The organism is Plantibacter sp. CFBP 8775 (assembly GCF_014839505.1).
Lineage (GTDB): Bacteria > Actinomycetota > Actinomycetes > Actinomycetales > Microbacteriaceae > Plantibacter > Plantibacter auratus.
Window position 1 is genome coordinate 1,942,910 of sequence record NZ_JACYNV010000001.1, and the last position, 20,700, is coordinate 1,963,609.

The window sequence follows — 20,700 nt, forward strand, 5'->3', positions numbered from 1 at the left end:
GTGTTTCGGGGCCCCACCCGCGAGGTAACACCTGGATCACCGCCTGCTCACAGGCACTGATCACCCCGGTGAGGCGGATGACGGCGCGCGGTCCAGGGGCCGGATCGGCCGTCGTCAGACGTCGAGGCGGTAGCCGCGCTTGACGATCGTGTTGATGAGTCCAGGGACGCCGAGCGTCTGGCGGAGGCGGCTCATCTGTACTTCGAGCGCGTGGTGGTCCGCGGCTGCGGGCAGCGCGTCGGCCAGCGCGGAGCGCGAGAGGACGGCTCCGTTCGCGCGGACGAGGGCGCGGAGGAGCGCGAGGGAGTTCGGGGGGAGCCGGACCCTGGACCCGGGCAGCTCCACGATGGCCCCACGGATGGCGATCGGGCCGTGCAGCGTCTCGGCTCGGAGGATCGCGTGCTGCTCGAGGTGTTCGCACAGCAGCCGGATGAGTGCCCCCATGCGGAACCGCTCGGGGACGATGGGCTCGATGTCCTGGGCGAGCAGTGGCGCCGCCGTGACCGGGCCGACGGCCGCGCACAGCACGTCGCGACGGAAGGCGTCGACGACGGCGTCCTCCTGACCGAGTGCTTCCGCGGCCGTGAACAGGGCGACGACCGACGGGGCACTCGTGAAGGTGACCGCGTCGAGCGAGCCGCTCACGATCGCCTCGACGAGTCGCCGCACGCGCTCGTCGGTCGCGTCGGGGTCCGTCCACCGGTACGGGGCGACCGTGTGCACCTCCTGATGGACGGCACGGAGCCGTTCGAGCTGGCGCTCGTCGGTGTACCCGTGGAGCTGGACGGCGACGCGGAGACCGGCCGGGTAGTCGGCGACGACCTTGTCGACGAGGGAGGCGGTGGTCTCGCGGTCGCTCATGCCCACGTCGTTCAGACCCGCTGCTCGGATGGCACCGCGTGCCTTGGGCCCACGGACGAGGATGGCCGTCTCGGCGAGCGCCTCGAGGAGTTCGTCGCCGAGTCCAGCGGCGTCGGCGACCTCGAACCACCGTCGGATGCCGTACGAGGTCGTGGCGAGCAGGACGTCGGGGCGTGCGGAGATGATGTCGCGGGTGTCGTCGATGAGCGGTTCGTCGTGCTGTGCGTGTGCGATCCGCAGCGTCGGTGCGTGCACGACGGTGGCACCGCGTCGCTCGAAGGCGTCGATGAGGTCCTGCGATCGGCGGTCGCTCGTCACCCCGATCCGGAAGCCCTCGAGCTGGTCCGCGCGGAATCCCGGAACCGGGGTCGTGACATCCGGGCCGGGGTCGGCGGTCGGTGGCGTGATGTCGGTCATGCCGGCGCCGCCAGTCGTTCGGCCCGCGCCAGCAGTTCCGAGGCCTCGGCATCGCCCTCGAACGCGAAGGCGACGACATGGCCGATCACGATGACGGCCGGTGACCGCACACCGGCGGCCGCGGCGACGTGGAGGATCGTCCCGAGGTCTGCCACGGTGGTGCGCTGGGTCTCGCTGTAGCCGCGCTCGATGATCGCGACGGGGGTGTCGGCGGCGAGCCCCGAAGTGAGGAGCCCGTGGGAGATGGAGGGCAGCGTGCCGACGCCCATGAGGACGACGATCGTCCCACCGAGGCCGGCGAGGTGACGGTGTTCCTCGTCGGAGAGCGGAGCGTGACCGCTGACGACGGTGAAGAGGTGACTCAGGTTCCGGTGGGTGAGGGGGATGCCTGCCGCCGCGGGCACGGCGACGGAACTCGAGACGCCCGGGATCACGCGGACGGGGACGCCCGCGCGGTGGCAGGCCAGGACTTCCTCGCTGCCGCGCCCGAAGACGTACGGGTCGCCTCCCTTGAGGCGGACGACCGCCGCGCCGTCGAGCGCGTGTTGCACCATGACGGTCTCGATGCCGTCCTGTCCGATCGGGTGATGACCAGGGCGCTTGCCGACGTCGACGAGGAGCGCGTTCGGGGCGAGCTCGGGGAGGGTGTCGTGGGGTGCGAGCCGGTCGTAGAGGACCACGTCCGCGTCGCGGAGGGCCTCGACGGCAGCGACGGTCAGCAGCGCGGGATCGCCCGGTCCGCCGCCGACGAGCGTGACCCTGCCTGGACCCGACATCTACGCCCCTTCCCTCACTGGAATGGTAGGCCCTGCGAGATAGACGGCCTCGCCGCGCTCGATCTCCTCCGTCGTCGCGGGCCGGTACTGGCCTCGCTCCGCGACCCGCGCGAGTCGCGGTTCGGCGTCGCCGGGCTCGTTGACGAAGGAACGGAACCGGCGGAGGCGCTCCGGGTCGGCGAGGGTCGCCGCCCACTCGTCCTCGTACCCGTCCACATGGGCGGCCATGGCCTGTTCGAGTTCGGCGGCGAGTCCGAGCGAGTCCTCGACGACGACCTCCCGCACGTGGTCGAGTCCGCCGTCGAGGTCCTCCATCCACCTGGCGGTGCGCTGCAGTCGATCCGCTGTCCGGATGTAGTACATGAGGTACCGGTCGATGTACCGGATGAGCGTCTCGTCGTCGAGGTCTCCGGCGAGGAGCTGCGCGTGAGTCGGCTGGAACCCTCCGTTGCCGCCGACGTACAGGTTCCAGCCCTGCTCGGTGGCGATGATCCCCACATCCTTGCCACGTGCTTCGGCGCACTCGCGCGCGCACCCGGAGACCCCGAACTTGAACTTGTGCGGTGCCCTGAGGCCGCGGTACCGGAGTTCGAGGTGGACCGCCATGCCCACGGAGTCCTGCACACCGAAACGGCACCAGCTGGACCCGACACAGCTCTTCACGTTGCGGAGCGACTTCCCGTACGCCTGTCCGGACTCGAAGCCGGCGTCGACGAGGATGCGCCAGATGTCGGGCAGCTGTTCGAGGCGGGCGCCGAACAGGTCGATGCGTTGACCGCCCGTGATCTTCGTGTACAGCCCGTAGTCGGTGGCGACCTGTGCGATGACCGCGAGCTTCTGCGGCGTGATCTCGCCGCCGGGGATCCGAGGGACCACCGAGTAGGTGCCGTCCTTCTGCATGTTCGCGAGCGCACGGTCGTTCGTGTCCTGCAGCGTCCCCCGGCCGCCGTCGAGGATGTACCCACCCTGCTGGCTGGCCAGGATGGAACCGATCACCGGCTTGCACACGTCGCAGCCGCGGCCGGTGCCGTAGCGCGCGAGGATCTCGTCGAAGGAGGTGAGGCCGAGCACCCGGATGGTCTCGAACAGCTCCTGACGGGACAGTTCGAAGTGTTCGCAGAGTGCCCGCGAGACGGCGATGCCGGACTTCGTCAGCTCCGTCTCGAGGATCTTCTTCACGAGCGGGACGCAGGAGCCGCACTGGGTCCCGGCACGGGAGCAGGTCTTGAGCGCCCCCAGCTCGGTGCACGCCTCGCCGTGCACGCCCGCGATCGCGTCGCGGACGGTCCCCGCGGTGACGGCGTTGCATGCGCAGACGAGCGCTGCGTCGGGGAGCTCGTCCCCGGCCGGTGCCTCGATCCCTGAGGCCGACAGGTAGGCGGCCGGCTCACTCGACAGTTCAGCGCCGAGGAGCGGACGCAGCGAGGCGTAGGGCGAGGCGTCGCCGACGAAGACCCCGCCCAGGAGGGTCTTGGCGTCGTCCGTCATGACGAGCTTCTGGTACAGCCCGCGCGCCGGGTCCGCGTACACGATCTCGAGACTCTGCTCCGTGCGTGCAAGTGCGTCGCCGAAGCTCGCGACGTCGACGCCGGACAGCTTGAGTTTCGTCGCGTCGTCGACGGTCGTGAACTCCGCCTCGCCACCGAGCAGCCGATCCGCGACGACCTCGGCCATCGCGTTCGCCGGCGCGACGAGGCCGGTGCATCGACCGTCGAAGCAGGCGACCTCGCCGATGGCCCAGACACCAGGCGCAGACGTCCTGCAGTCGGTCCCGATCACGACACCACCGCGGTCACCGAGCTCGATCCCGGCATCGCGGGCCAGCTCGTCCCTGGCGCGGATCCCGATCGCGAACACCACGATGTCGACGTCGACCTGCTGGCCGCTCGAGAACTTCACGCCCGAGACACCGCCCTGCTCGTCCACGAGGATCGACCGTGGCCTCGTCCCCAGGTGCAGACCGATACCCTGGCCGCCGATGATGCGCCCGAGGGCTCGACCGGCTCCCTCGTCCAGCTGGGCGGACATGAGCCACGACCCGGAGTGCACGACGCTCGCCTCGGCACCGAGCCGTGCCGCACCACCGGCAGCCTCGAGCCCGAGCAGCCCGCCGCCGGCGACGATCACCCGGGCGGGACGACCTCGCAGGGAGCCGATGCGCTCGATCTCCGACACCAGCAGGTCCACGTCATCGATCGTCCGGTAGACGAGGGCGTGTTCCGAACCGTCGATCTCGGGCACCGGGGCCGAGGAGCCGGTCGCCAGGACCAGCTCGTCGTACGCGACGACCCGCCCCAGGGAGGTGTGCACCGTCCGGGCCTCGCGGTCGATCCGCTCGGCGCGTTCGCCCAGCAGGAGCGACACGTGCTGCTCGTCCCAGACGCCCGTCGGCGCGAGCGTGAGGTCGATCGCCGCGTCGTCGAGACGCTTGCTCAGCGCCACACGATCGTAGGGGCGGTGGAGCTCCTCGCAGACGACCGTGATGTGCATGGTGCGCCCGGCGTCGCGACTGTGCAGGGCATCGACCAGACGGTGCGCGGCCGGGCCGCCACCGACCACGACGACGCGACGCGGCAGATCTCCTGCGGTGGGATCGATCATCATGGGCCCCCTCGGCTCGTGTTCCAGCGAGCGTACTGACGCGGCGTTTCCGGACCGTTGCCCGCATGTGTCCCGAACGCGTCCAGGACCGCACACGACGCCCGGGCGGATGTGAGGTCGGTTTCACCTCACGGAAACGTCACGGGTGATCCGACGAAACACCCCACCCGTAGCGTCGGTGCTCCGACGCACGACCAGGAGGCCGACGATGAGCATCACGATGCAGGAGCACACCGGGCGGACGGCGCTCGCCGAGTGGCGACGCGTCTGCGCCATCGACGACCTCGAGCTCTCCTGGGGCGAGGTGGCGTTGCTCCGAGCCCGGCAGATCGCGGTGTTCCGTATCGGGGCCGATGAGGTCTACGCCGTCGACCATCGGGACCCGCACACGGACGCGCCGGTGATGGCTCGCGGCATCGTCGGTTCCCGAGGGGAGCGACCGACGATCGCGTCACCGCTGCACAAGCAGGTGTACGACCTCGGCACGGGTGAGTGCTTCACCGACCCGAACCTCTTCCTCCAGACCTTCCGCACCCGCATCGTGGGCGGTTTCGTGGAGATCGAGCTGGGGGAGGACGCATGACCCTGCTCGAGGCCGCGGTTCGCCGCCTGCAGACGCGTCCGCGGACGGGTCCGGCGCTCCTGGCCGTGTCCCACGGGACGAATTGCCCGATCGGACAGGCCTCCGTCGCCGCGCTCGTCGACGCCGTCGGACGGGCGCGTGCCGACCTCCACGTCGCCGGCGGCTTCGTCGACGTCCAGCAGCCCGACGTCCCGGCCACCCTCGGTTCGATCGAGCCCGAGCGGCCCGCGGTGGTCGTGCCGTTGCTCCTGTCCGCGGGGTTCCACGTCCACGTCGACCTCGTCGAGGACCTCGAGGCGACGGATCGGCCGACGGCACTCGGGCGGGCGATGGGACCGGACGACCGCCTCGTGGCGGTCCTCGCCAGGCGACTGGAGGCGCTGCACGTGACGCCCGATGATCGGATCGTGCTCGGAGCGGCCGGGTCCACCGACGCCAGGGCCGTCGCCGACTGCGTCGACATGGGACGTCGGCTGGAATCGCGACTGCGTGTGCCGGTCGAGACGGCGTTCGTCTCCGCGGCTCAGCCGTCGGTGCCCGACGCGGTGGCGGCGGCGCGAACGAGCCGACCGCGAGGGCGGGTCATCATCGCCACCTACCTGCTGGCGCCCGGCTACTTCGCGAGGCTGCTCGAGGAGGCGGGAGCGGACTTCGTGACGCCGCCGCTCCTCCACCTCGGAGAGGTTCCCGATCCCGGCATCGTCGACCTCGTGGTCGACCGCTACGCGGAGGCTTCGGCCGGACTGTCGGGCTGACCGGCGCGACCGGGACGACGACCGTCGCGCGAATAGACTGCTCCTCATGCGCATCGACATCGTCACGATCTTCCCGACCTTCTTCGATGCCCTGGACCTCTCGCTGCTCGGCAAGGCGAAGCAGAGCGGGCTCATCGAATTGGACGTCCACGACCTGCGGGATTCGACGCACGACCGTCACCGCACCGTCGACGACACCCCGTACGGCGGGGGAGCCGGCATGGTCATGAAGCCGGAGCCCTGGGGTGAGGCGCTCGACGGCATCCTGGGTGACGACACCGAGGAGGAGCCGCTCGTCATCTTCCCGTCTCCGGCGGGTGAGGTGTTCACGCAGGCCATGGCCCGCGAGCTCTCGGCCGAGCCGCACCTCGTCTTCGGCTGCGGCCGGTACGAGGGCATCGACCACCGCGTCTTCGACCACACCGCCAGCCGAGCGCGGGTCCGCCTGGTGAGCCTCGGCGACTACGTCCTCAACGGGGGAGAGGTCGCCGTGATGGCGATGATCGAGGCGATCGGTCGGCTCGTCCCGGGGGTCGTCGGCAACCCCGAGAGTCTGGTCGAGGAGTCGCACGAAGACGGGCTCCTCGAGTACCCGAGCTACACGAAGCCCGCCGAGTGGCGAGGACTCCCGGTACCGCCGGTGCTGCTGAGCGGCAATCACGGTGCGATCGCCACCTGGCGTCGGCAGCAGCAGATCGAGCGGACCCGCGAGGTCCGCCCGGATCTGCTGCCCGCTGACGAGCCGGACGCCTGAGCGCGTTGGGGTCCTGTGCGTGACGGCTGTCAGGGCCGACGTCGCACGGCGGCGGCGATGCCGGCGATGACGAGGACGGCCCCGGTCGCGATGATCGCCCCGGTGATCCACCCCAGGGGGTCGATGCGCACCTCGGTGAGGTTGGTGACGAGCATGGCGCCGGCGAAGACGAGCAGGAGCACGCCCCAGAGGATCGTGCCGAAGCGCGGCGCCCGGCCACCCCGATCCGTCGGGCCGACATCGGTCCTCGGCTCATCGGCCGTCTGGGCTGTGGCCGGCTGCGCAGTGGTCGGCCGCGTGGCGTCCGACTCCGTGGTGGCCGTCTGATCGGTCTCCGACGGAGCCGATCCCGTCGCCGCGTCGACTGGGAACGACATGCTCGTCGCTCTGGTCCGGTCGTCCTGTTCGCTCATCGTCCCGCCTCCGCTTCCTCGGTCACGACGGCGCTGCCGGCGACCGTCCACACCCGTACCCGCGTCGTGTCTCCTGACGCCGTACGTCCGTACCGTGCCTCATCCTGGAAGAGGGCTCCGCCGCGGCGGTCCGTCCGGTCCCGACCATCGCGTCCCGTCTCGAGGGTGCCCGCGATCGCTGAGAACTCGACGATCACCGGCACGTCCTCGGGGATGAGCACGTCGACCTCTCCTGCGAGGATCCACACGTCGATCGTGCCACCGCGCAAGGCGTCGTCGTCGGCGAGCTCGCCGAGGTCGAGCGTGGGTTTGCCGGCGATCATCACGTAGCCGCGTCGGTCGTCCGCATCCGTCGACGTCACGGTCCAGGTCGTGCGTCCGACCGGCAGGAAGGAGGAGCCGAGGGGGAACACCCCGGTGGCGAGCAAGGAGATCACGGCGGCCCAGGTGAACAGTCCGAGCCAGCCGCTCTCCCGTCCGCTGATGCCCGCGACGATCGTCGCGACAGCGAGCGCACCGAGCGCTGCGGCGAGCCCGATGACCACGACGACCGGGATCGAGAACCCGGCGCTCGCCGCGATGACGGCCGCGCCGGCACCGGCGAGCAGTGCCAGCCCGAGGGTGATGGCCACGAAGGCCGCTCCAGGACGCTGCGTACGACGCTCTCGAGCCTTCGTCTCGCGCTCGGCCTGCTGCTCGGCTCGCTGGCGGCTCATCTCATCCCGGAACTCCTGACTCGTCCAGCCGCGCTGGTGGCTCGGAGCTCCGTTCCACGCGGTGGCGGTGGCTCCAGGGAGTGGGACGGTCGCGCTCGCATCACCAGGCGAACCGTCGGCCTTCGCGAGCGACACCGGGTTCGCGGCACCGCGGGAGGCCGGGGCCGAGCCGGCAGGGCCCGAGGGGGAGGCCGTGGGCGATGGTGCCGTCGGCTTCGGGATCGAGGCGTCGCTGGTCCACGGGTCGCGCTGCGGCGGTGTCTCAGACGGAGTCGCCCGCCCTGGGTCGCGGCGGGAGAACATCACGATCAGCCAGACAGCTGCGGCGACCAGGGCGATCACCCAACCGGCGGTCATGGTCGACTCCAGCCACCCGGGCAGGTTCCACGCATGCGGCACGCCGTCCCACCAGAGGCCGCGCATGAACGGCACGGCGGTGAGGACCGCGAGGATGCCGATCGCGACGATCGCCGGGTCGAAGACGCCCCGGATCGCACGCTCGAGGTGGATCCGACCCTGTTGGTCGGGGATGAGCGCCCAGCCCGCGGCGTAGACGAAGAGGACCGGCCCGCCCAGGATCGCGATGACGATGAGTGCTCCGCGCACGATCATCGGATCGAGGCCGAGCCGGGCCGCGACACCCCCGGCGACACCGCCGAGCCACGAGTCGCTCGAGCGACGGAGACCGGTGGACCGCCACCAGTCGAAGAAGCGGGTCGTCGGATCCTGCGGGGCTGGTGCCCCCGGTTCTGCTCCGGTGGGCGGCGTGCTGTGGTTCGTCATGGTCCGATTCTGGCGAAGCGTCCGGGTCGGGCCCATCCGGCATGACCCTGAGTGCACCCTGATCCTGCCGTCCCAGGGTGCCGACCGCACCCCGAACTGCTTGGATGGCTCCATGGGAACCGAGGTGATGATCCGTCCGAGGCGCCGCCTGCTCGGCGGTGTCTGCGCCGGCTTCGCCGAGCACACCGGTCTCCCCGTCGCCGCGGTGCGGACGGCGACGGTCATCCTCGCGTGCTGCGGCGGAGCGGGCCTGCTCCTCTACGTGTGGCTGTGGGTCATGACGCCGACGCAGGGCGCGGACGCACCGCTCGATCCTCGGGAGCACCTGCTCCGGCCGGCCTCGACCGATGACGGAGGCGACCTCGACGGCCCCCGTCGCGCGCCGATCACGGAGGTGCTGCTCGGGATCGCCCTGCTCGCGGCCGGGACCGCGCTGATCGCGACCCGGACCGGGCTGGACATCCCACTCGAGGCCGTCATCCCCGTCATCGTCGTCCTCGCGGGTGCCGCACTCGCCTGGCGGCAGTTCGGCGAGCGTGGTCGCGGTGAGGGCTCACGTGCCCTCCTGATTCGCGTGCTCGGAGCGCTCGTCCTCGTCGTCCTCGGCATCCTTCTGTTCTTCGTCACCGGTGACCGCCCGAACATGTGGACGGTCATCGTCGCCGCGATCGCCGTGCTCCTCGGGGTCGCCGTGGTCATCGCCCCCTGGGCGCTCCAGCTCAATCGCGACCTCGCCGACGAGCGTGCCGCGCGGATGCGCGAGGCCGACCGCGCCGAGATCGCAGCGCACCTGCACGACTCCGTGCTCCAGACGCTCGCGCTCATCCAGCAGCAGGCCGGTCCGGGGAGTGAGGCGTCCCGTCTCGCACGGGCGCAGGAGCGCGAGCTGCGGAACTGGCTCTTCTCCGGCGGGACCGCTCCGACGGGCGATCTCGCGACCGAGCTGCGGACCATCGCGGCCGCGGTGGAGGCCGACCACGCGGTGCGCGTCGACGTCGTCGCGGTCGGGCGTGCGATCGACGACGCTCCGGAGCCGCTCCTCGCCGCCGCGCGGGAGGCCGTGCTCAACGCGGCACGTCACGCCGGCGGCGACGTCTCCGTCTATCTGGAGACGGCGCCGCAGCGGATCGAGGTGTCGATCTCCGACCGCGGCCCCGGCTTCGACCTGGAACAGGTCCCGCGGGACCGCCTCGGGGTGCGGGAGTCGATCATCGGCCGCATGCAGCGCATCGGTGGCGAGGCGACCATCCGTTCGAGGCCAAGCGGACGAGGTACCGAGGTCCGTCTCGTCCTGCCCGTCCACGACGCCGCGGCGACGGCGCCGCAGCCCGACACCGTCCCGACCGTTCCGAGGAGCCGACCATGAGCGACCGACCACTGACCGTCGTGATCGTCGACGACCATTCGATCTTCCGTTCCGGGCTGCGCAGCGAACTCGATCCCGGCATCGAGGTGCTGGGGGAGGCCGGTGACGTGGAGGAGGCGATCCGGGTGATCGGGGAGACCCGCCCGCAGGTCGTGCTGCTCGACGTCCACCTGCCGGGCGGCACTGGTGGCGGTGGTGCGGACGTGATCGCCGGGTCGGTGTCGACCGCGCCCGCCACCCGGTTCCTCGCGCTGAGCGTCTCGGACGCCGCCGAGGACGTCGTCCGGGTGATCAGGGCCGGTGCACGCGGCTACATCACGAAAAGCTCCTCGGGTGCCGAGGTCGCCGAGGCCGCACGGCGGGTCGACGACGGCGACGCGGTCTTCTCGCCTCGCCTCGCGGGCTTCGTCCTGGACGCCTTCGGCGCCGTGACGGGCGAGACCGCGGAGTCCGTCGACGAGCTCGACCGGCTGTCCGCCCGTGAGCAGGAGGTCATGCGCCTCATCGCCCGCGGCTACGCCTACAAGGAGGTCGCGACGGAGCTGTACATCTCCGTGAAGACCGTGGAGACCCATGTGTCGAGCGTGCTGCGCAAGCTGCAGCTGTCCTCCCGCCACGAACTCGCCGCCTGGGCTCTGCAGCGCAAGCTCCTCTGACCACGCGGGCCGGAACGGACATCGGCCGACAGCGAACGACCAGTGCGCGCTCAGGAGCCCGGCGGTAGCCTGAAGGCATGATCATCCGTCGGGCGTTCTACTACTGGCGATTCGCCGCGATCTTCGTGCTGCCCGCCTGGCCGTTCGTCGGATGGGGACTCTTCGGTGAGAGCGGCTGGAGCCTGTTCGGGCTCTTCATCGCCATGCCGATCCTCGCCATCGCGCTCGCCGCGATCGCGTTCCTCATCTCCGCCAGGGCCAGCGTCCGGACGACGAAGCTCGTGTCGTGGACGGACGTCGGCCTGCTCACGCTCTGGCACGTCACGATCATCTGCTTCGGCTCGTTTAGCTCGGGCGTCGCCCTCTGGGCGGTCCTCGGCGTCGTCGCGGGCCTCGCCGCCTTCTGGGGCGTCATCGCGCAACTCATCTCCGAGACGGCACGCCGCGCCCGGGAGACGATGGCCGAATTCGAGCGCATGGCCGCTGCAGCCGGGCCAGGCACGGTCCCCGGATCGGCGATCCCGCCGCAGCCGCGGTTCGATCCCGGTCCGATCGACGGCGGCGAGTTCATCGTGATCGAGGAGTCGAAGCCCGACGAGCGCCGCTGAGCGGTCGCTTGCACAGCGGTCGCCTGCGCCGTCCGGGAGCCCCGGTTTCCCATCCGAGGCCCTTTCATGACACAATTGCTGTTTGTGCCTCCGCAGTTCTGCCACAGGGGAACGCCGGCATCGGGCACACCCTTCCTTCCGAACGTATTCAGCGGTCGACCTGTGGCGGTCGCAGAGATGGAATCATCATGCACATTCTCGACTCAGTCGATGCAGCATCCCTCAAGTCGGACATCCCCGACTTCCGCGCCGGCGACAACGTCAAGGTGCACGTGAACATCATCGAGGGCAACAAGTCCCGTATCCAGGTCTTCCAGGGTGTCGTCATCGGCCGCTCCAACGAGGGTGTCCGCGAGACCTTCACGGTCCGCAAGGTGAGCTACCAGGTCGGCGTCGAGCGTACCTTCCCGGTCCACTCCCCGAACATCGACCACATCGAGGTCGTCACCCGCGGTGACGTCCGTCGCGCGAAGCTGTACTACCTCCGCGAGCTCCGTGGCAAGAAGGCGAAGATCAAGGAGAAGCGCGACAACTAGTCGTCCTCCCGGTCGCCGTCCGCGATCATTCCTGAGCTCCCCACCGGATAAGCTGGTGGGGAGCTCAGGCGGTTAAATGACAGACAATTCCCTGGCGGCAGACGCGTCGCCCGACCACCAGCAGCGCCCCCGCGGCAAACGCGGAGCGCTGCTCTTCCTTCGCGACCTCCTCATCATCTTCGTGGTCGCGCTGCTGGTCTCCTTCCTCATCAAGACCTTCCTCGTACGGTCGTTCTACATCCCGTCCGGGTCGATGGAGAACACGCTGCAGATCCAGGACCGCATCCTGGTGAACGAGCTCGTCCCCGACGTGGTCTCGCTGAACCGCGGCGACGTGGTCGTGTTCCAGGATCCGGGCGGCTGGCTCCCGCAGACGGTCGAGGCTCCGCAGCCTCCCGTCACCGCAGCCGTCGAATGGGTGCTGTCGATCTTCGGCCTCGTCGCTCCCGACAGCGACGACCACCTCATCAAACGCGTCATCGGCCTGCCGGGCGACCACGTGTCGTGCTGCAATCCCCTCGGGCAGATGACGGTCAACGGGGTGCCGCTGAACGAACCGTACGTGAAGCTCCCGGCCGGCACTGAGAAGGTGTCCGGAGACGCGTTCGACATCGTCGTCCCCGAAGGCTCGCTCTGGGTCATGGGCGACAACCGGTACAACTCGAAGGACTCCCGATACAACGGCGACACCCCCGGTGGGGGCTTCGTCCCGATCGACAACGTCGTGGGGCGCGCGTTCGTCATCACCTGGCCGTCCAGCAACTGGGCCTGGCTCGACAACTACCCGTCCGTCTTCCAGGGCATCCCCGCCCCAGAAGAGGAGTGATGGCCGTCAGCGAACCGACCCTCGAGGTCGAGCACGGACTGTTCGCTGCGGGTGTCCCGTCGGTCATCGGCATGGACGAGGTGGGCCGCGGAGCGATCGCCGGCCCGGTGGCCGTCGGCGCTGCGGTCGTCGCCCCGGCGTGTGGGCCGTTCCCTGAGGGACTCCGCGACTCGAAGCTGTTGAGCGAGCGAGCGAGGACCCGCCTGGAACCGTTGGCTCGCGAGTGGGTGTTGTACGGTGCCGTCGGGCTCGCGAGCCCCGCGGAGGTCGACGAGCTCGGCATCACCGCGTGCCTCGGACTCGCCGGCCGTCGGGCGCTGCTCGAACTGCACGCCGTCGGCGCGGACGTCACGGGATCGACCGTCCTGCTCGACGGCAACAGCGACTGGTTGAGCCGGGCGCTTCAGCGACCGCTCACCATCACCACGAGGGTAAAAGCGGATCGGGACTGCGCGTCGGTCGCCGCGGCGTCCGTGCTTGCCAAGGTGCACCGCGACCGACTGATGATCGAGTTGCACGAGGCACTGCCGGAGTACGGGTGGGAGGGCAACAAGGGGTACGGCTCGGCGCATCATCTGTCGGCCCTCTCCGAGCACGGCCTGACCCTCCACCACCGGAGCAGCTGGCTGCCCGCCTACACGTAGACTGGAGAGACCATGGACGAAGACGAGTTCGAAGACTACGACCGCGAGGTCGAACTGGCCCTCTACCGCGAGTATCGCGATGTCGTGGGTCAGTTCAAGTACGTGATCGAGACCGAGCGCCGGTTCTACCTCGCCAACGAGGTCGACCTCGTGCGACGCGACACGGCGAACGACTTCTACTTCGAGCTCTCCATGACCGACGTCTGGGTGTGGGACGTCTACCGTTCCGACCGGTTCGTCAAGAGCGTCCGAGTGCTCACCTTCAAGGACGTCAACGTCGAGCAGCTGTCCTCGCGTGACTTCGAGCTCCCGAAGGAACTCACGCTCGACGAGTAGGGCGCAGTCTCCGCGATCGACAGCGCTCCACAGGCGCGCTTCTTCACGCGCTCGTCGGCGACAGACCCACCTCCGGGTAACGCGCCTCGTCTGCACGCTTGGCTGGATGCCAGGAGGTGCACATGGCACGGAAAGACGAGCTCGGCCGACGCGGCGAGCAACTGGCGGCGGATCATCTCGAGGCGTGCGGATACCGCATCCTCGACCGCAATTGGCGATGCCCGCAGGGCGAACTCGACCTCGTTGCGGACGACCACGGCACGCTGGTCTTCGTCGAGGTGAAGACGCGTTCGGGCGTCGGCTTCGGTGATCCCGCGGAGGCGGTCACGCCGAGCAAACTGGCCCGGATCGGTCGCCTCGCCGGAGCCTGGTGCGCTGAGCACCGACCGCGCTCGAGGCGCATGCGCGTCGACGTCGTCGGCATCGTGCTGCCCTCCGAAGGGGACATACGACTCCAGCACCTGCGGGGAGTCTCCTGATGGCCGTCGCACGCACCTGGTCGGTCGCGCTCGCCGGCCTCACGGGCGCGATCGTGGAGGTCGAGGCGTCAGCTGCCGCGACCGTACCGGGCATGGCGATCGTCGGCCTTCCCGACAAGTCGCTCGGTGAGGCCGCGCACCGCATCAAGAGTGCGACGGCGAACTCCGGCTGCGAGCTGCCCGGTGGCAAGCTCACGATCAACCTGTCTCCCGCGTCGCTGCCCAAGCAGGGGAGCGCCTTCGACCTCTCCATGGCGATCGCCTGTCTCGCCGTGGGCGGCCTGGTCCGCCGGGAGTCCGCCGAGCGGGTCGTCCATCTCGGTGAGCTCGGGCTCGACGGTCGGCTCCGTCCGCTCGTCGGGGTGCTGCCGGCCGTCCTCGCCGTCGCCCGCGCCGGCTACGACGCGGTGATGGTGCCGACGGCCAATGTCGAGGAGGCGCAGCTCGTGCCCGGCGTCACGGTGATCGGGGCGACCTCGCTGCGCGATGCGGCCATCTGGCACGGTGCAGAACTGTCCGCGATCGACCTCGAACCCGTCCGGCAACGCGTCGACCGGCTACCCACGCCCGACCCGCTCGATCTCGCGGACGTGGTCGGACAACCGGAGGCGGTCGACGCGATGGTCGCTGCGGCGGCCGGCGGGCACCACGTCATGATGGTCGGACCTCCCGGTGCCGGCAAGACCATGCTGGCCGCCCGGCTCCCCGAGATCCTTCCCGACCTCGAGCCCGAGGCCGCGGTGGAGGTCAGCTGCCTCCGCTCGCTCATCGGTCTGCCGCCTGACGGCACGCTCGCCCGACGACCACCGTGGGAGAGCCCACATCACTCGTCATCGGCAGCGGCGATCATCGGTGGTGGTTCGCGCCAGATCCGGCCGGGGGCAGCTGCGCGCGCGGCGCACGGCGTGCTCTTCCTCGACGAAGCGCCGGAGTTCCGCGCCGACGTCCTCGACTCGCTGCGTCAGCCACTCGAAGCCGGCGTGATCACCGTGCATCGTGCACACGGCAGCGCGACGTTCCCGGCCGCCTTCCAACTCGTCCTCGCCGCGAACCCCTGCCCCTGTGGTCAGTACGGCACGGCGGACGGCGTCTGCACCTGTCCACCGCAGGCCCGTCGACGCTATCTCGGGCGGATCTCGGGGCCGCTCCTCGACCGGATCGACATCCGCGTCCGGGTGCACCGGATCACCTCGGCACTGACGAGTCTCTCGCAGGAGGGCGGTGTCTCCACCGCTGAGGCTCGTTCCCGCGTCGAAGCGGTGCGGGCCGCGAGTGCCGAGCGGTTGGCTGGCACCGGCTGGACCACGAACGCGCAGGCGAGCGGCACCTGGCTCAGGAGCCCTCGGATGCGGCTGCCCAGGTCCGTCACCAGCGCGTTGGACCGCTCCCTCGAGCGGGGAGGGATCACCATGCGCGGCTACGACCGCATCCTCCGATTGAGCTGGACGCTCGCCGACCTCGACGGGGCCGGCAGCCCCTCAGCCGAGCACTTGGGGCGCGCCCTCTTCCTGCGGAAGGGCATCTCATGAGTGCGTGGTTCGGCTTGGACCGCGAGTTGATCGAACGCCTCGTCCGAGGACTCGGCGGCCTGGAGTCGGCCGAGGCCGCGGGCAATCCTCGCGCAGATGGAGGTGCCGAGCACGTCCCAGAGGCCGACGAGAACGTCGGCACCGCCGGGATACGGGCGGCCTTCGCTCGGGCAGCCTGGACGATGATCGCTGAACCGGGTGACGGCGTCGCCGGGCTCGTGGTCGGTGCGCTCGGCCCAGCGGGCGCGCTCTCAGCGGTCCTGGAACGGGTGGGGCCGACCGAACTGCAGCGCCGCATCCTCGGCAGCGAGTGGTCCAGCGGCTCGGGCTCGACGTCTGCCGATGCCGAGTCCGAGGATCCCGCCGCGATGCCCGCTTCACGCGTGCTCGGAAGTGCGCTGGAACGCTGGCGCCCCCGTCTCGTCTCGGCTGACCTCGTCGCCGCCTGTGAGACGGCGATCGAGGTCGGCGTTCGACTACTCCTGCCCGGCGTTCCGGGCTGGCATGCGGGGTTCGACCACCTCGGTGTGCACGCGCCGCACGCCCTCTGGCTGCGCGGTTCTCCCGACGCGCCTGCGGGAGGACGCGCCATCGCGTTGGTCGGGGCCCGGGCTGCGTCCGGTTACGGCGAGCACGTCACCCTCGAGGCGGCGGCCGGGCTCGTCGATCGGGGCTTCGTGATCGTGTCTGGTGCCGCGTACGGCATCGACGGCGCCGCGCACCGAGCCGCGCTCGGGAGCGGAGGTGTGACCGTGGCCTACCTTGCAGGCGGGGTCGATCGGCCTTACCCAGCCGGTCACGATGCGCTCATCCGTCGGATCCGCGAGTCCGGCGGAGCCGTCATCAGCGAATCACCGTGCGGGTCCACACCGTCCAAATGGCGATTCCTGCAACGGAACCGACTCATCGCCGCAGCCTCGGCTGCGACGGTGGTCATGGAGGCCGGAGACCGCTCCGGGTCGATCAACACGGCCGGACACGCTGCGTCCCTCGGGCGTCCGCTCGGAGCTGTGCCCGGCCCGGTCACGAGTCCGTCGTCGGCTGGCTGTCACCGCCTGATCCGTGAGTACGCCGCCACCTGCGTCACGAACGCCGCGCAGATGGCGGAGCTCGCCGGGTGGACCGCGCTCGACGCGGATGCGCAGGCGTTCGCTTCTCCGGAGGAACGCCGGGTCCGTGATGTGATGAGCGCGCGCTCGCCGCGCACCGTCGAGGCGCTTGCGAAAGCCAGTGGTCTGAGTCCTCGTGAGGTCGGCGGCGTGCTCGGTGCGCTGGATCTGGCCGGGGCCGTCGAGGAACGGGAACGGGGGTGGGTGCTCGTCGGGGGACGGGCGTGAGGTGATCGGTCGGCGGGGGAAGACCACGGCGTCGGAGGCGTGGGGCATGCTGTCCACGTGGACATCTGGAGCAGCATCGACGGGTTCTCGGAGCACCTCGCTTCCGAGCGTCGGCTGTCGCCGCAGACCGTTCGCGCTTACACATCCGATCTCCGGCAGCTCGCCGACTTCGCCACCGGACGCGATGTCGAGCGCGTCGACGGCGTGACGCTGGACCTCCTCCGCGACTGGCTCTGGGCCGCTTCCGAGGCCGGCTCGTCCAAGGCGACGCTCGCGCGACGCACCGCCACGGCCAAGGCCTGGAGCGCCTGGCTCCTGCGCACCGGCAGGGTCGATTCGGACGTCGCGGCACGTCTCCGGAGTCCGAAGACGGGTCGGACCCTGCCACGCGTCGTCGGCCGGGGCCCATTCGACGACCTCCTCGCGGGGCTCGAGGACCGCGCCGCATTGGGGGAGCCGAACGCCCTCCGCGACCTCGCCGTCGTCGAACTGCTCTACGCCTCGGCCCTCCGCGTGTCCGAGCTGTGCGGACTCGACCGGGACGACCTCGACCTCGACCGGCTCACCGTCCGTGTCACGGGCAAAGGCGACAAGGAGCGGGTCGTGCCGTTCGGCGTCCCCGCTCAGTCGGCGATCGTCGACTACCTCACGAGCGCCCGCCCGCAGCTGGTCGCCCGTGCAGCCGCGAACGACCGCGGACCGACGCCCGGCGCAGCCCTCTTCCTCGGCGCACGCGGAGGACGGCTCGGCCCACGCTCCGTCTACACGCTCGTCGCCCGGCTCCTCGACGCCGTGCCCGGTGGTGGTCCGGCAGGGCCTCACGCCCTGCGGCACACCGCCGCGACGCACCTGCTCGACGGGGGAGCGGACCTCCGCGCGGTCCAGGAACTCCTCGGCCACGCGAGTCTCGCGACGACGCAGATCTACACGCACGTCTCCGTCGAACGCATCAAGGAGAGCTACCGCAACGCCCACCCGCGGGCCTGAGCCCCCGCCGTCGTGGTCAGTGGGAGCAGGACGGCCGGTGGCACCTCGCCGAGCAGCAGCATCGGATTGACGTAGACGCCGTCGAGCCGCACCCCGAAGTGCACGCAGCCGTCGGCGCAGTGTCCGCCGACGCCGACCGTCCCGATCGGTGCCCCGCGGGTCACGCGGCTACCGACGTCGACCGAACCCACCACCGGCTCGATGCTCGAGAGGTGTCCGTCGTCGTGCCGGATCACGACGAGTGGGCGGTCGACCACCGTCCCGCTGAACGTCACGACGCCGGCGGCTGCTGCGGCCACCGGCTGACCGGGCGATGCCGCGATGTCGATACCCCGGTGGCCGGCGCTGTACGGGTCGGGCGGCGCGACGAACGGCTCGGTGACGACGTGCGGGGGAGCGATCGGCCAGCTCCAGGCCGGCGCCGCCCCAGACGTGCTCACGGGTGCGAGGAGCACCAGGCAGGAGATGAGGAACCAACTGGCGATCGAGGTCATCATGATCCGAGCCTGGCGGGCTCGGGAAAGCGAAGGCAGTTGGGCGCTTCGGAGCGGGGAGGCGGACGTGGTCGGACGGCCTGTGGAGCACCGTCATCACGGTGGCCTGATGCTATGCTGAACGGAGCACCTCGCTCGTCGGGGTGACTACGCGTGCCATTTCGGCCACCACTTCCAATCGGTCCTCGCTCTCCGGAGCGTGGCGGACGTGCGCCGGGCACCAGGGACGAGGCCATCCGGTCCGTCAGACAACCGAGGCACTCCCACCCGTCCGCGTCAGCGGTGCGGTGGCGAGCGCAGAACAGGAGAACGGCTCATGGCCGTCGTAACCATCCGCCAGCTGCTCGACAGCGGCGTGCACTTCGGGCACCAGACCCGCCGTTGGAACCCGAAGATGAAGCGCTTCATCTTCACCGAGCGTTCCGGCATCTACATCATCGACCTGCAGCAGTCGCTCGGCTACATCGACCAGGCCTTCGACTTCGTCAAGGAGACGGTCGCCCACGGCGGCACCATCCTCTTCGTCGGCACGAAGAAGCAGGCGCAGGAAGTCATCGCCGAGCAGGCGACGCGCGTCGGCCAGCCCTACGTCAACCAGCGTTGGCTCGGTGGCCTCCTTACCAACTTCCAGACGGTGTCGAAGCGACTCGCCCGCATGAAGGAGCTCGAGGAGCTCGACTTCGAAGACGCCTCCAAGAGCGGCTTCACCAAGAAGGAACTCCTCATCAAGAAGCGCGAGCTGGACAAGCTCCACAAGTCGCTCGGTGGTATCCGCAACCTCTCGAAGACGCCGTCGGCGCTCTGGGTCGTCGACACCAAGAAGGAGCACCTCGCGATCGACGAGGCGCGCAAGCTCGGCATCCCGGTCATCGGCATCCTCGACACCAACTGCGACCCCGACGAGGTCACCTACCCGATCCCGGGTAACGACGACGCGATCCGTTCCGTCGGCCTGCTGACGCGCATCATCGCCGACGCCGCCGCCGAGGGTCTCATCCAGCGCCACCAGAAGCCGACCGAGGGCGACGCCCCGGCCGAGCCGCTCGCCGAGTGGGAGCAGGAGCTGCTCCAGGGCGGCGAGCAGGGTTCCGCCGAGACCGAGAAGGTCGCCGATGAGGCGATCGCCGCAACCGACGCCGTCGAGGCAGCTCCGGCTGTCGAAGACGTCGAGGTCGCTGCAACCGAGTCCGCCGCCGACGCCGAGGGCGCAGCTGCCGCCGTCGTCGCCGACGAGAAGTAATCAAGGAGGACACCAGCAATGGCCAACTTTTCTCTCGCTGACCTGAAGGTGCTGCGCGAGCAGCTCGGCACCGGCATGGTCGACACCAAGAACGCTCTCGTCGAAGCCGATGGCGACGTCGAGAAGGCGACCGAGATCCTGCGTCTCAAGGGTGCGAAGGGCAACGCGAAGCGTGCCGACCGCTCCACGAGCGAGGGCCTCGTCGCCGCGAAGGAGAACGGCGACACCGCCACGCTCATCGAGCTCGCCTGCGAGACCGACTTCGTCGCGAAGGGTGAGAAGTTCCTCGCCCTGGCCGACCTCGTCCTCGACGCAGTCGTCGCCGCCGGCGCGACCACCGTCGAAGAGGGGAACGCGGCCCCGGCCGACGGCAAGACCGTCGCCGAGGTCATCGCGGACTCCGCTGCGATCATCGGTGAGAAGTTCGAGCTCCGCCGCCTCGCGGTGGTGCACGGTGAGCACTTCGCCGTCTACCTCCACAAGACCAACAAGGACCTGCCCGCGCAGGTCGGCGTGGTCGTCGGCTACACGGGCGACGACGCGGAGACGGCTCGCAGCATCGCGCAGCACATCTCGTTCGCCAACCCGTCCTACCTCAGCCGCGACGACGTCCCGGCCGACGAGGTCGAGAAGGAGCGCGAGATCGTCACCGAGATCTCGAAGAACGAGGGCAAGCCCGAGGCTGCACTGCCGAAGATCGTCGAGGGCCGCGTGACCTCGTACTTCAAGCAGGTCGCGCTCCTCGAGCAGGACTACGCCAAGGACAACAAGCTGTCCGTGCAAAAGGTGCTCGCTGACGCGGGCCTCACCGTGACCGGGTTCGCCCGCTTCAAGGTCGGCGCGTAGCAGTTGTGACGGGGTCCGGATCGCCAGTGGCGATCCGGACCCCTTTGCGTGCGCGGGCATACCCGCGCACGTGGGATCGGTGACGATCCAGCCAGCGAGTCGACGGCTGTCGCGGACAGCGGGCGGCTCCTGACGCTAAGTTGTGTGAGGGACGAGG

Annotated in this window: 22 protein-coding genes; 16 read left to right on the top strand and 6 right to left on the bottom strand. The window is 70.0% G+C overall.

Annotation, left to right across the window (positions count from 1 at the left end; all coding sequences use genetic code 11):
- Positions 1–114 precede the first annotated feature (114 nt).
- The 3 genes from IFR14_RS09230 to nirB are packed head-to-tail and all read right to left on the bottom strand — an operon-like array spanning position 115 to position 4,658.
- Positions 115–1,278, bottom strand: a complete 1,164-nt coding sequence (locus IFR14_RS09230; protein ID WP_191940876.1) for a uroporphyrinogen-III synthase — start codon at positions 1,276–1,278, stop codon at positions 115–117.
- Complete coding sequence (cobA, locus tag IFR14_RS09235; protein WP_138946817.1) at positions 1,275–2,054, bottom strand: uroporphyrinogen-III C-methyltransferase; 780 nt, start codon at positions 2,052–2,054, stop codon at positions 1,275–1,277. Before cobA ends, IFR14_RS09230 begins: the two co-directional genes overlap by 4 nt.
- Positions 2,055–4,658, bottom strand: a complete 2,604-nt coding sequence (nirB, locus tag IFR14_RS09240; RefSeq protein ID WP_446728078.1) for a nitrite reductase large subunit NirB — start codon at positions 4,656–4,658, stop codon at positions 2,055–2,057.
- 205 nt (positions 4,659–4,863) lie between these two features.
- On the opposite strand from nirB, the gene nirD reads away from it, so the two are divergent.
- The 3 genes from nirD to trmD are packed head-to-tail and all read left to right on the top strand — an operon-like array spanning position 4,864 to position 6,747.
- Positions 4,864–5,238 (top strand): nitrite reductase small subunit NirD, encoded by a 375-nt coding sequence (gene nirD / locus IFR14_RS09245; RefSeq protein ID WP_086473563.1) that lies wholly within the window; start codon positions 4,864–4,866, stop codon positions 5,236–5,238.
- A complete protein-coding gene (locus tag IFR14_RS09250; protein ID WP_191940878.1) occupies positions 5,235–5,993 on the top strand; it encodes a sirohydrochlorin chelatase in 759 nt (252 codons plus the stop codon). The genes nirD and IFR14_RS09250 overlap by 4 nt, the downstream gene beginning before the upstream one ends.
- Before the next feature lie 46 nt (positions 5,994–6,039).
- Positions 6,040–6,747, top strand: coding sequence for a tRNA (guanosine(37)-N1)-methyltransferase TrmD (gene trmD, locus IFR14_RS09255; RefSeq protein ID WP_191940879.1), 708 nt, complete (start codon positions 6,040–6,042; stop codon positions 6,745–6,747).
- A gap of 29 nt (positions 6,748–6,776) precedes the next feature.
- On the opposite strand, the gene IFR14_RS09260 is transcribed toward trmD, so the two are convergent.
- Both IFR14_RS09260 and IFR14_RS09265 read right to left on the bottom strand, forming a co-directional pair.
- Positions 6,777–7,160 (bottom strand): hypothetical protein, encoded by a 384-nt coding sequence (locus IFR14_RS09260; protein WP_191940880.1) that lies wholly within the window; start codon positions 7,158–7,160, stop codon positions 6,777–6,779.
- Complete coding sequence (locus IFR14_RS09265) at positions 7,157–8,659, bottom strand: PspC domain-containing protein (RefSeq protein ID WP_191940881.1); 1,503 nt, start codon at positions 8,657–8,659, stop codon at positions 7,157–7,159. Before IFR14_RS09265 ends, IFR14_RS09260 begins: the two co-directional genes overlap by 4 nt.
- A gap of 112 nt (positions 8,660–8,771) precedes the next feature.
- Between IFR14_RS09265 and IFR14_RS09270 the strand changes: the two genes are divergently transcribed.
- The 11 genes from IFR14_RS09270 (at position 8,772) to IFR14_RS09320 (ending at position 17,963) form a co-directional block, all read left to right on the top strand.
- Positions 8,772–10,025, top strand: a complete 1,254-nt coding sequence (locus IFR14_RS09270; RefSeq protein WP_191940882.1) for an ATP-binding protein — start codon at positions 8,772–8,774, stop codon at positions 10,023–10,025.
- On the top strand, positions 10,022–10,681 hold the full coding sequence (locus IFR14_RS09275) for a LuxR C-terminal-related transcriptional regulator (RefSeq protein WP_191940883.1): 660 nt from the start codon (positions 10,022–10,024) through the stop codon (positions 10,679–10,681). Before IFR14_RS09270 ends, IFR14_RS09275 begins: the two co-directional genes overlap by 4 nt.
- 77 nt (positions 10,682–10,758) lie before the next feature.
- A complete protein-coding gene (locus IFR14_RS09280; protein ID WP_137241868.1) occupies positions 10,759–11,289 on the top strand; it encodes a hypothetical protein in 531 nt (176 codons plus the stop codon).
- Positions 11,290–11,477: 188 nt separating this feature from the next.
- Positions 11,478–11,825: a 50S ribosomal protein L19 gene (rplS, locus tag IFR14_RS09285; protein WP_056006851.1), complete on the top strand. Its 348-nt coding sequence runs from the start codon at positions 11,478–11,480 to the stop codon at positions 11,823–11,825.
- A 76-nt stretch (positions 11,826–11,901) separates the two neighbouring features.
- On the top strand, positions 11,902–12,651 hold the full coding sequence (gene lepB / locus IFR14_RS09290) for a signal peptidase I (RefSeq protein ID WP_086473557.1): 750 nt from the start codon (positions 11,902–11,904) through the stop codon (positions 12,649–12,651).
- The gene (locus tag IFR14_RS09295) at positions 12,651–13,295 is read left to right on the top strand and encodes a ribonuclease HII (protein ID WP_086473556.1); all 645 of its coding nucleotides are present in this window, start codon (positions 12,651–12,653) and stop codon (positions 13,293–13,295) included. Before lepB ends, IFR14_RS09295 begins: the two co-directional genes overlap by 1 nt.
- A 12-nt stretch (positions 13,296–13,307) precedes the next feature.
- Positions 13,308–13,631 (top strand): DUF2469 domain-containing protein, encoded by a 324-nt coding sequence (locus IFR14_RS09300; RefSeq protein ID WP_071260887.1) that lies wholly within the window; start codon positions 13,308–13,310, stop codon positions 13,629–13,631.
- A gap of 122 nt (positions 13,632–13,753) precedes the next feature.
- Complete coding sequence (locus IFR14_RS09305) at positions 13,754–14,110, top strand: YraN family protein (protein WP_191940884.1); 357 nt, start codon at positions 13,754–13,756, stop codon at positions 14,108–14,110.
- Positions 14,110–15,639: a YifB family Mg chelatase-like AAA ATPase gene (locus IFR14_RS09310; RefSeq protein ID WP_191940885.1), complete on the top strand. Its 1,530-nt coding sequence runs from the start codon at positions 14,110–14,112 to the stop codon at positions 15,637–15,639. The genes IFR14_RS09305 and IFR14_RS09310 overlap by 1 nt, the downstream gene beginning before the upstream one ends.
- Positions 15,636–16,976: a DNA-processing protein DprA gene (dprA, locus tag IFR14_RS09315; protein ID WP_191940886.1), complete on the top strand. Its 1,341-nt coding sequence runs from the start codon at positions 15,636–15,638 to the stop codon at positions 16,974–16,976. The genes IFR14_RS09310 and dprA overlap by 4 nt, the downstream gene beginning before the upstream one ends.
- 57 nt (positions 16,977–17,033) lie before the next feature.
- The gene (locus IFR14_RS09320; RefSeq protein WP_191940887.1) at positions 17,034–17,963 is read left to right on the top strand and encodes a tyrosine-type recombinase/integrase; all 930 of its coding nucleotides are present in this window, start codon (positions 17,034–17,036) and stop codon (positions 17,961–17,963) included.
- Here IFR14_RS09320 and IFR14_RS09325 read toward each other — a convergent pair.
- Positions 17,936–18,460 carry a murein hydrolase activator EnvC family protein gene (locus IFR14_RS09325; protein WP_191940888.1) on the bottom strand — a complete coding sequence of 175 codons (525 nt, stop codon included), beginning with the start codon at positions 18,458–18,460 and terminating at the stop codon, positions 17,936–17,938. The genes IFR14_RS09320 and IFR14_RS09325 overlap by 28 nt on opposite strands.
- Positions 18,461–18,773: 313 nt before the next feature.
- On the opposite strand from IFR14_RS09325, the gene rpsB reads away from it, so the two are divergent.
- A complete protein-coding gene (rpsB, locus tag IFR14_RS09330) occupies positions 18,774–19,697 on the top strand; it encodes a 30S ribosomal protein S2 (RefSeq protein ID WP_064295105.1) in 924 nt (307 codons plus the stop codon).
- Between the two features lie 18 nt (positions 19,698–19,715).
- Positions 19,716–20,543: a translation elongation factor Ts gene (tsf, locus tag IFR14_RS09335; protein WP_064295106.1), complete on the top strand. Its 828-nt coding sequence runs from the start codon at positions 19,716–19,718 to the stop codon at positions 20,541–20,543.
- Positions 20,544–20,700: the final 157 nt, after the last annotated feature.

Bases quoted from the DNA above. Each gene is read 5' to 3' on its own strand.
- lepB (WP_086473557.1), top strand. From the start codon at position 11,902: ATGACAGACAATTCCCTGGCGGCAGACGCGTCGCCCGACCACCAGCAG.
- rplS (WP_056006851.1), top strand. From the start codon at position 11,478: ATGCACATTCTCGACTCAGTCGATGCAGCATCCCTCAAGTCGGACATC.
- nirB (WP_446728078.1), bottom strand. From the start codon at position 4,658: ATGATGATCGATCCCACCGCAGGAGATCTGCCGCGTCGCGTCGTCGTG.
- rpsB (WP_064295105.1), top strand. From the start codon at position 18,774: ATGGCCGTCGTAACCATCCGCCAGCTGCTCGACAGCGGCGTGCACTTC.
- trmD (WP_191940879.1), top strand. From the start codon at position 6,040: ATGCGCATCGACATCGTCACGATCTTCCCGACCTTCTTCGATGCCCTG.
- IFR14_RS09270 (WP_191940882.1), top strand. From the start codon at position 8,772: ATGGGAACCGAGGTGATGATCCGTCCGAGGCGCCGCCTGCTCGGCGGT.
- IFR14_RS09260 (WP_191940880.1), bottom strand. From the start codon at position 7,160: ATGAGCGAACAGGACGACCGGACCAGAGCGACGAGCATGTCGTTCCCA.
- IFR14_RS09250 (WP_191940878.1), top strand. From the start codon at position 5,235: ATGACCCTGCTCGAGGCCGCGGTTCGCCGCCTGCAGACGCGTCCGCGG.
- IFR14_RS09310 (WP_191940885.1), top strand. From the start codon at position 14,110: ATGGCCGTCGCACGCACCTGGTCGGTCGCGCTCGCCGGCCTCACGGGC.
- IFR14_RS09230 (WP_191940876.1), bottom strand. From the start codon at position 1,278: ATGACCGACATCACGCCACCGACCGCCGACCCCGGCCCGGATGTCACG.
- tsf (WP_064295106.1), top strand. From the start codon at position 19,716: ATGGCCAACTTTTCTCTCGCTGACCTGAAGGTGCTGCGCGAGCAGCTC.
- IFR14_RS09275 (WP_191940883.1), top strand. From the start codon at position 10,022: ATGAGCGACCGACCACTGACCGTCGTGATCGTCGACGACCATTCGATC.
- IFR14_RS09265 (WP_191940881.1), bottom strand. From the start codon at position 8,659: ATGACGAACCACAGCACGCCGCCCACCGGAGCAGAACCGGGGGCACCA.
- IFR14_RS09300 (WP_071260887.1), top strand. From the start codon at position 13,308: ATGGACGAAGACGAGTTCGAAGACTACGACCGCGAGGTCGAACTGGCC.
- nirD (WP_086473563.1), top strand. From the start codon at position 4,864: ATGAGCATCACGATGCAGGAGCACACCGGGCGGACGGCGCTCGCCGAG.
- IFR14_RS09280 (WP_137241868.1), top strand. From the start codon at position 10,759: ATGATCATCCGTCGGGCGTTCTACTACTGGCGATTCGCCGCGATCTTC.
- IFR14_RS09305 (WP_191940884.1), top strand. From the start codon at position 13,754: ATGGCACGGAAAGACGAGCTCGGCCGACGCGGCGAGCAACTGGCGGCG.
- dprA (WP_191940886.1), top strand. From the start codon at position 15,636: ATGAGTGCGTGGTTCGGCTTGGACCGCGAGTTGATCGAACGCCTCGTC.
- cobA (WP_138946817.1), bottom strand. From the start codon at position 2,054: ATGTCGGGTCCAGGCAGGGTCACGCTCGTCGGCGGCGGACCGGGCGAT.
- IFR14_RS09295 (WP_086473556.1), top strand. From the start codon at position 12,651: ATGGCCGTCAGCGAACCGACCCTCGAGGTCGAGCACGGACTGTTCGCT.
- IFR14_RS09325 (WP_191940888.1), bottom strand. From the start codon at position 18,460: ATGATGACCTCGATCGCCAGTTGGTTCCTCATCTCCTGCCTGGTGCTC.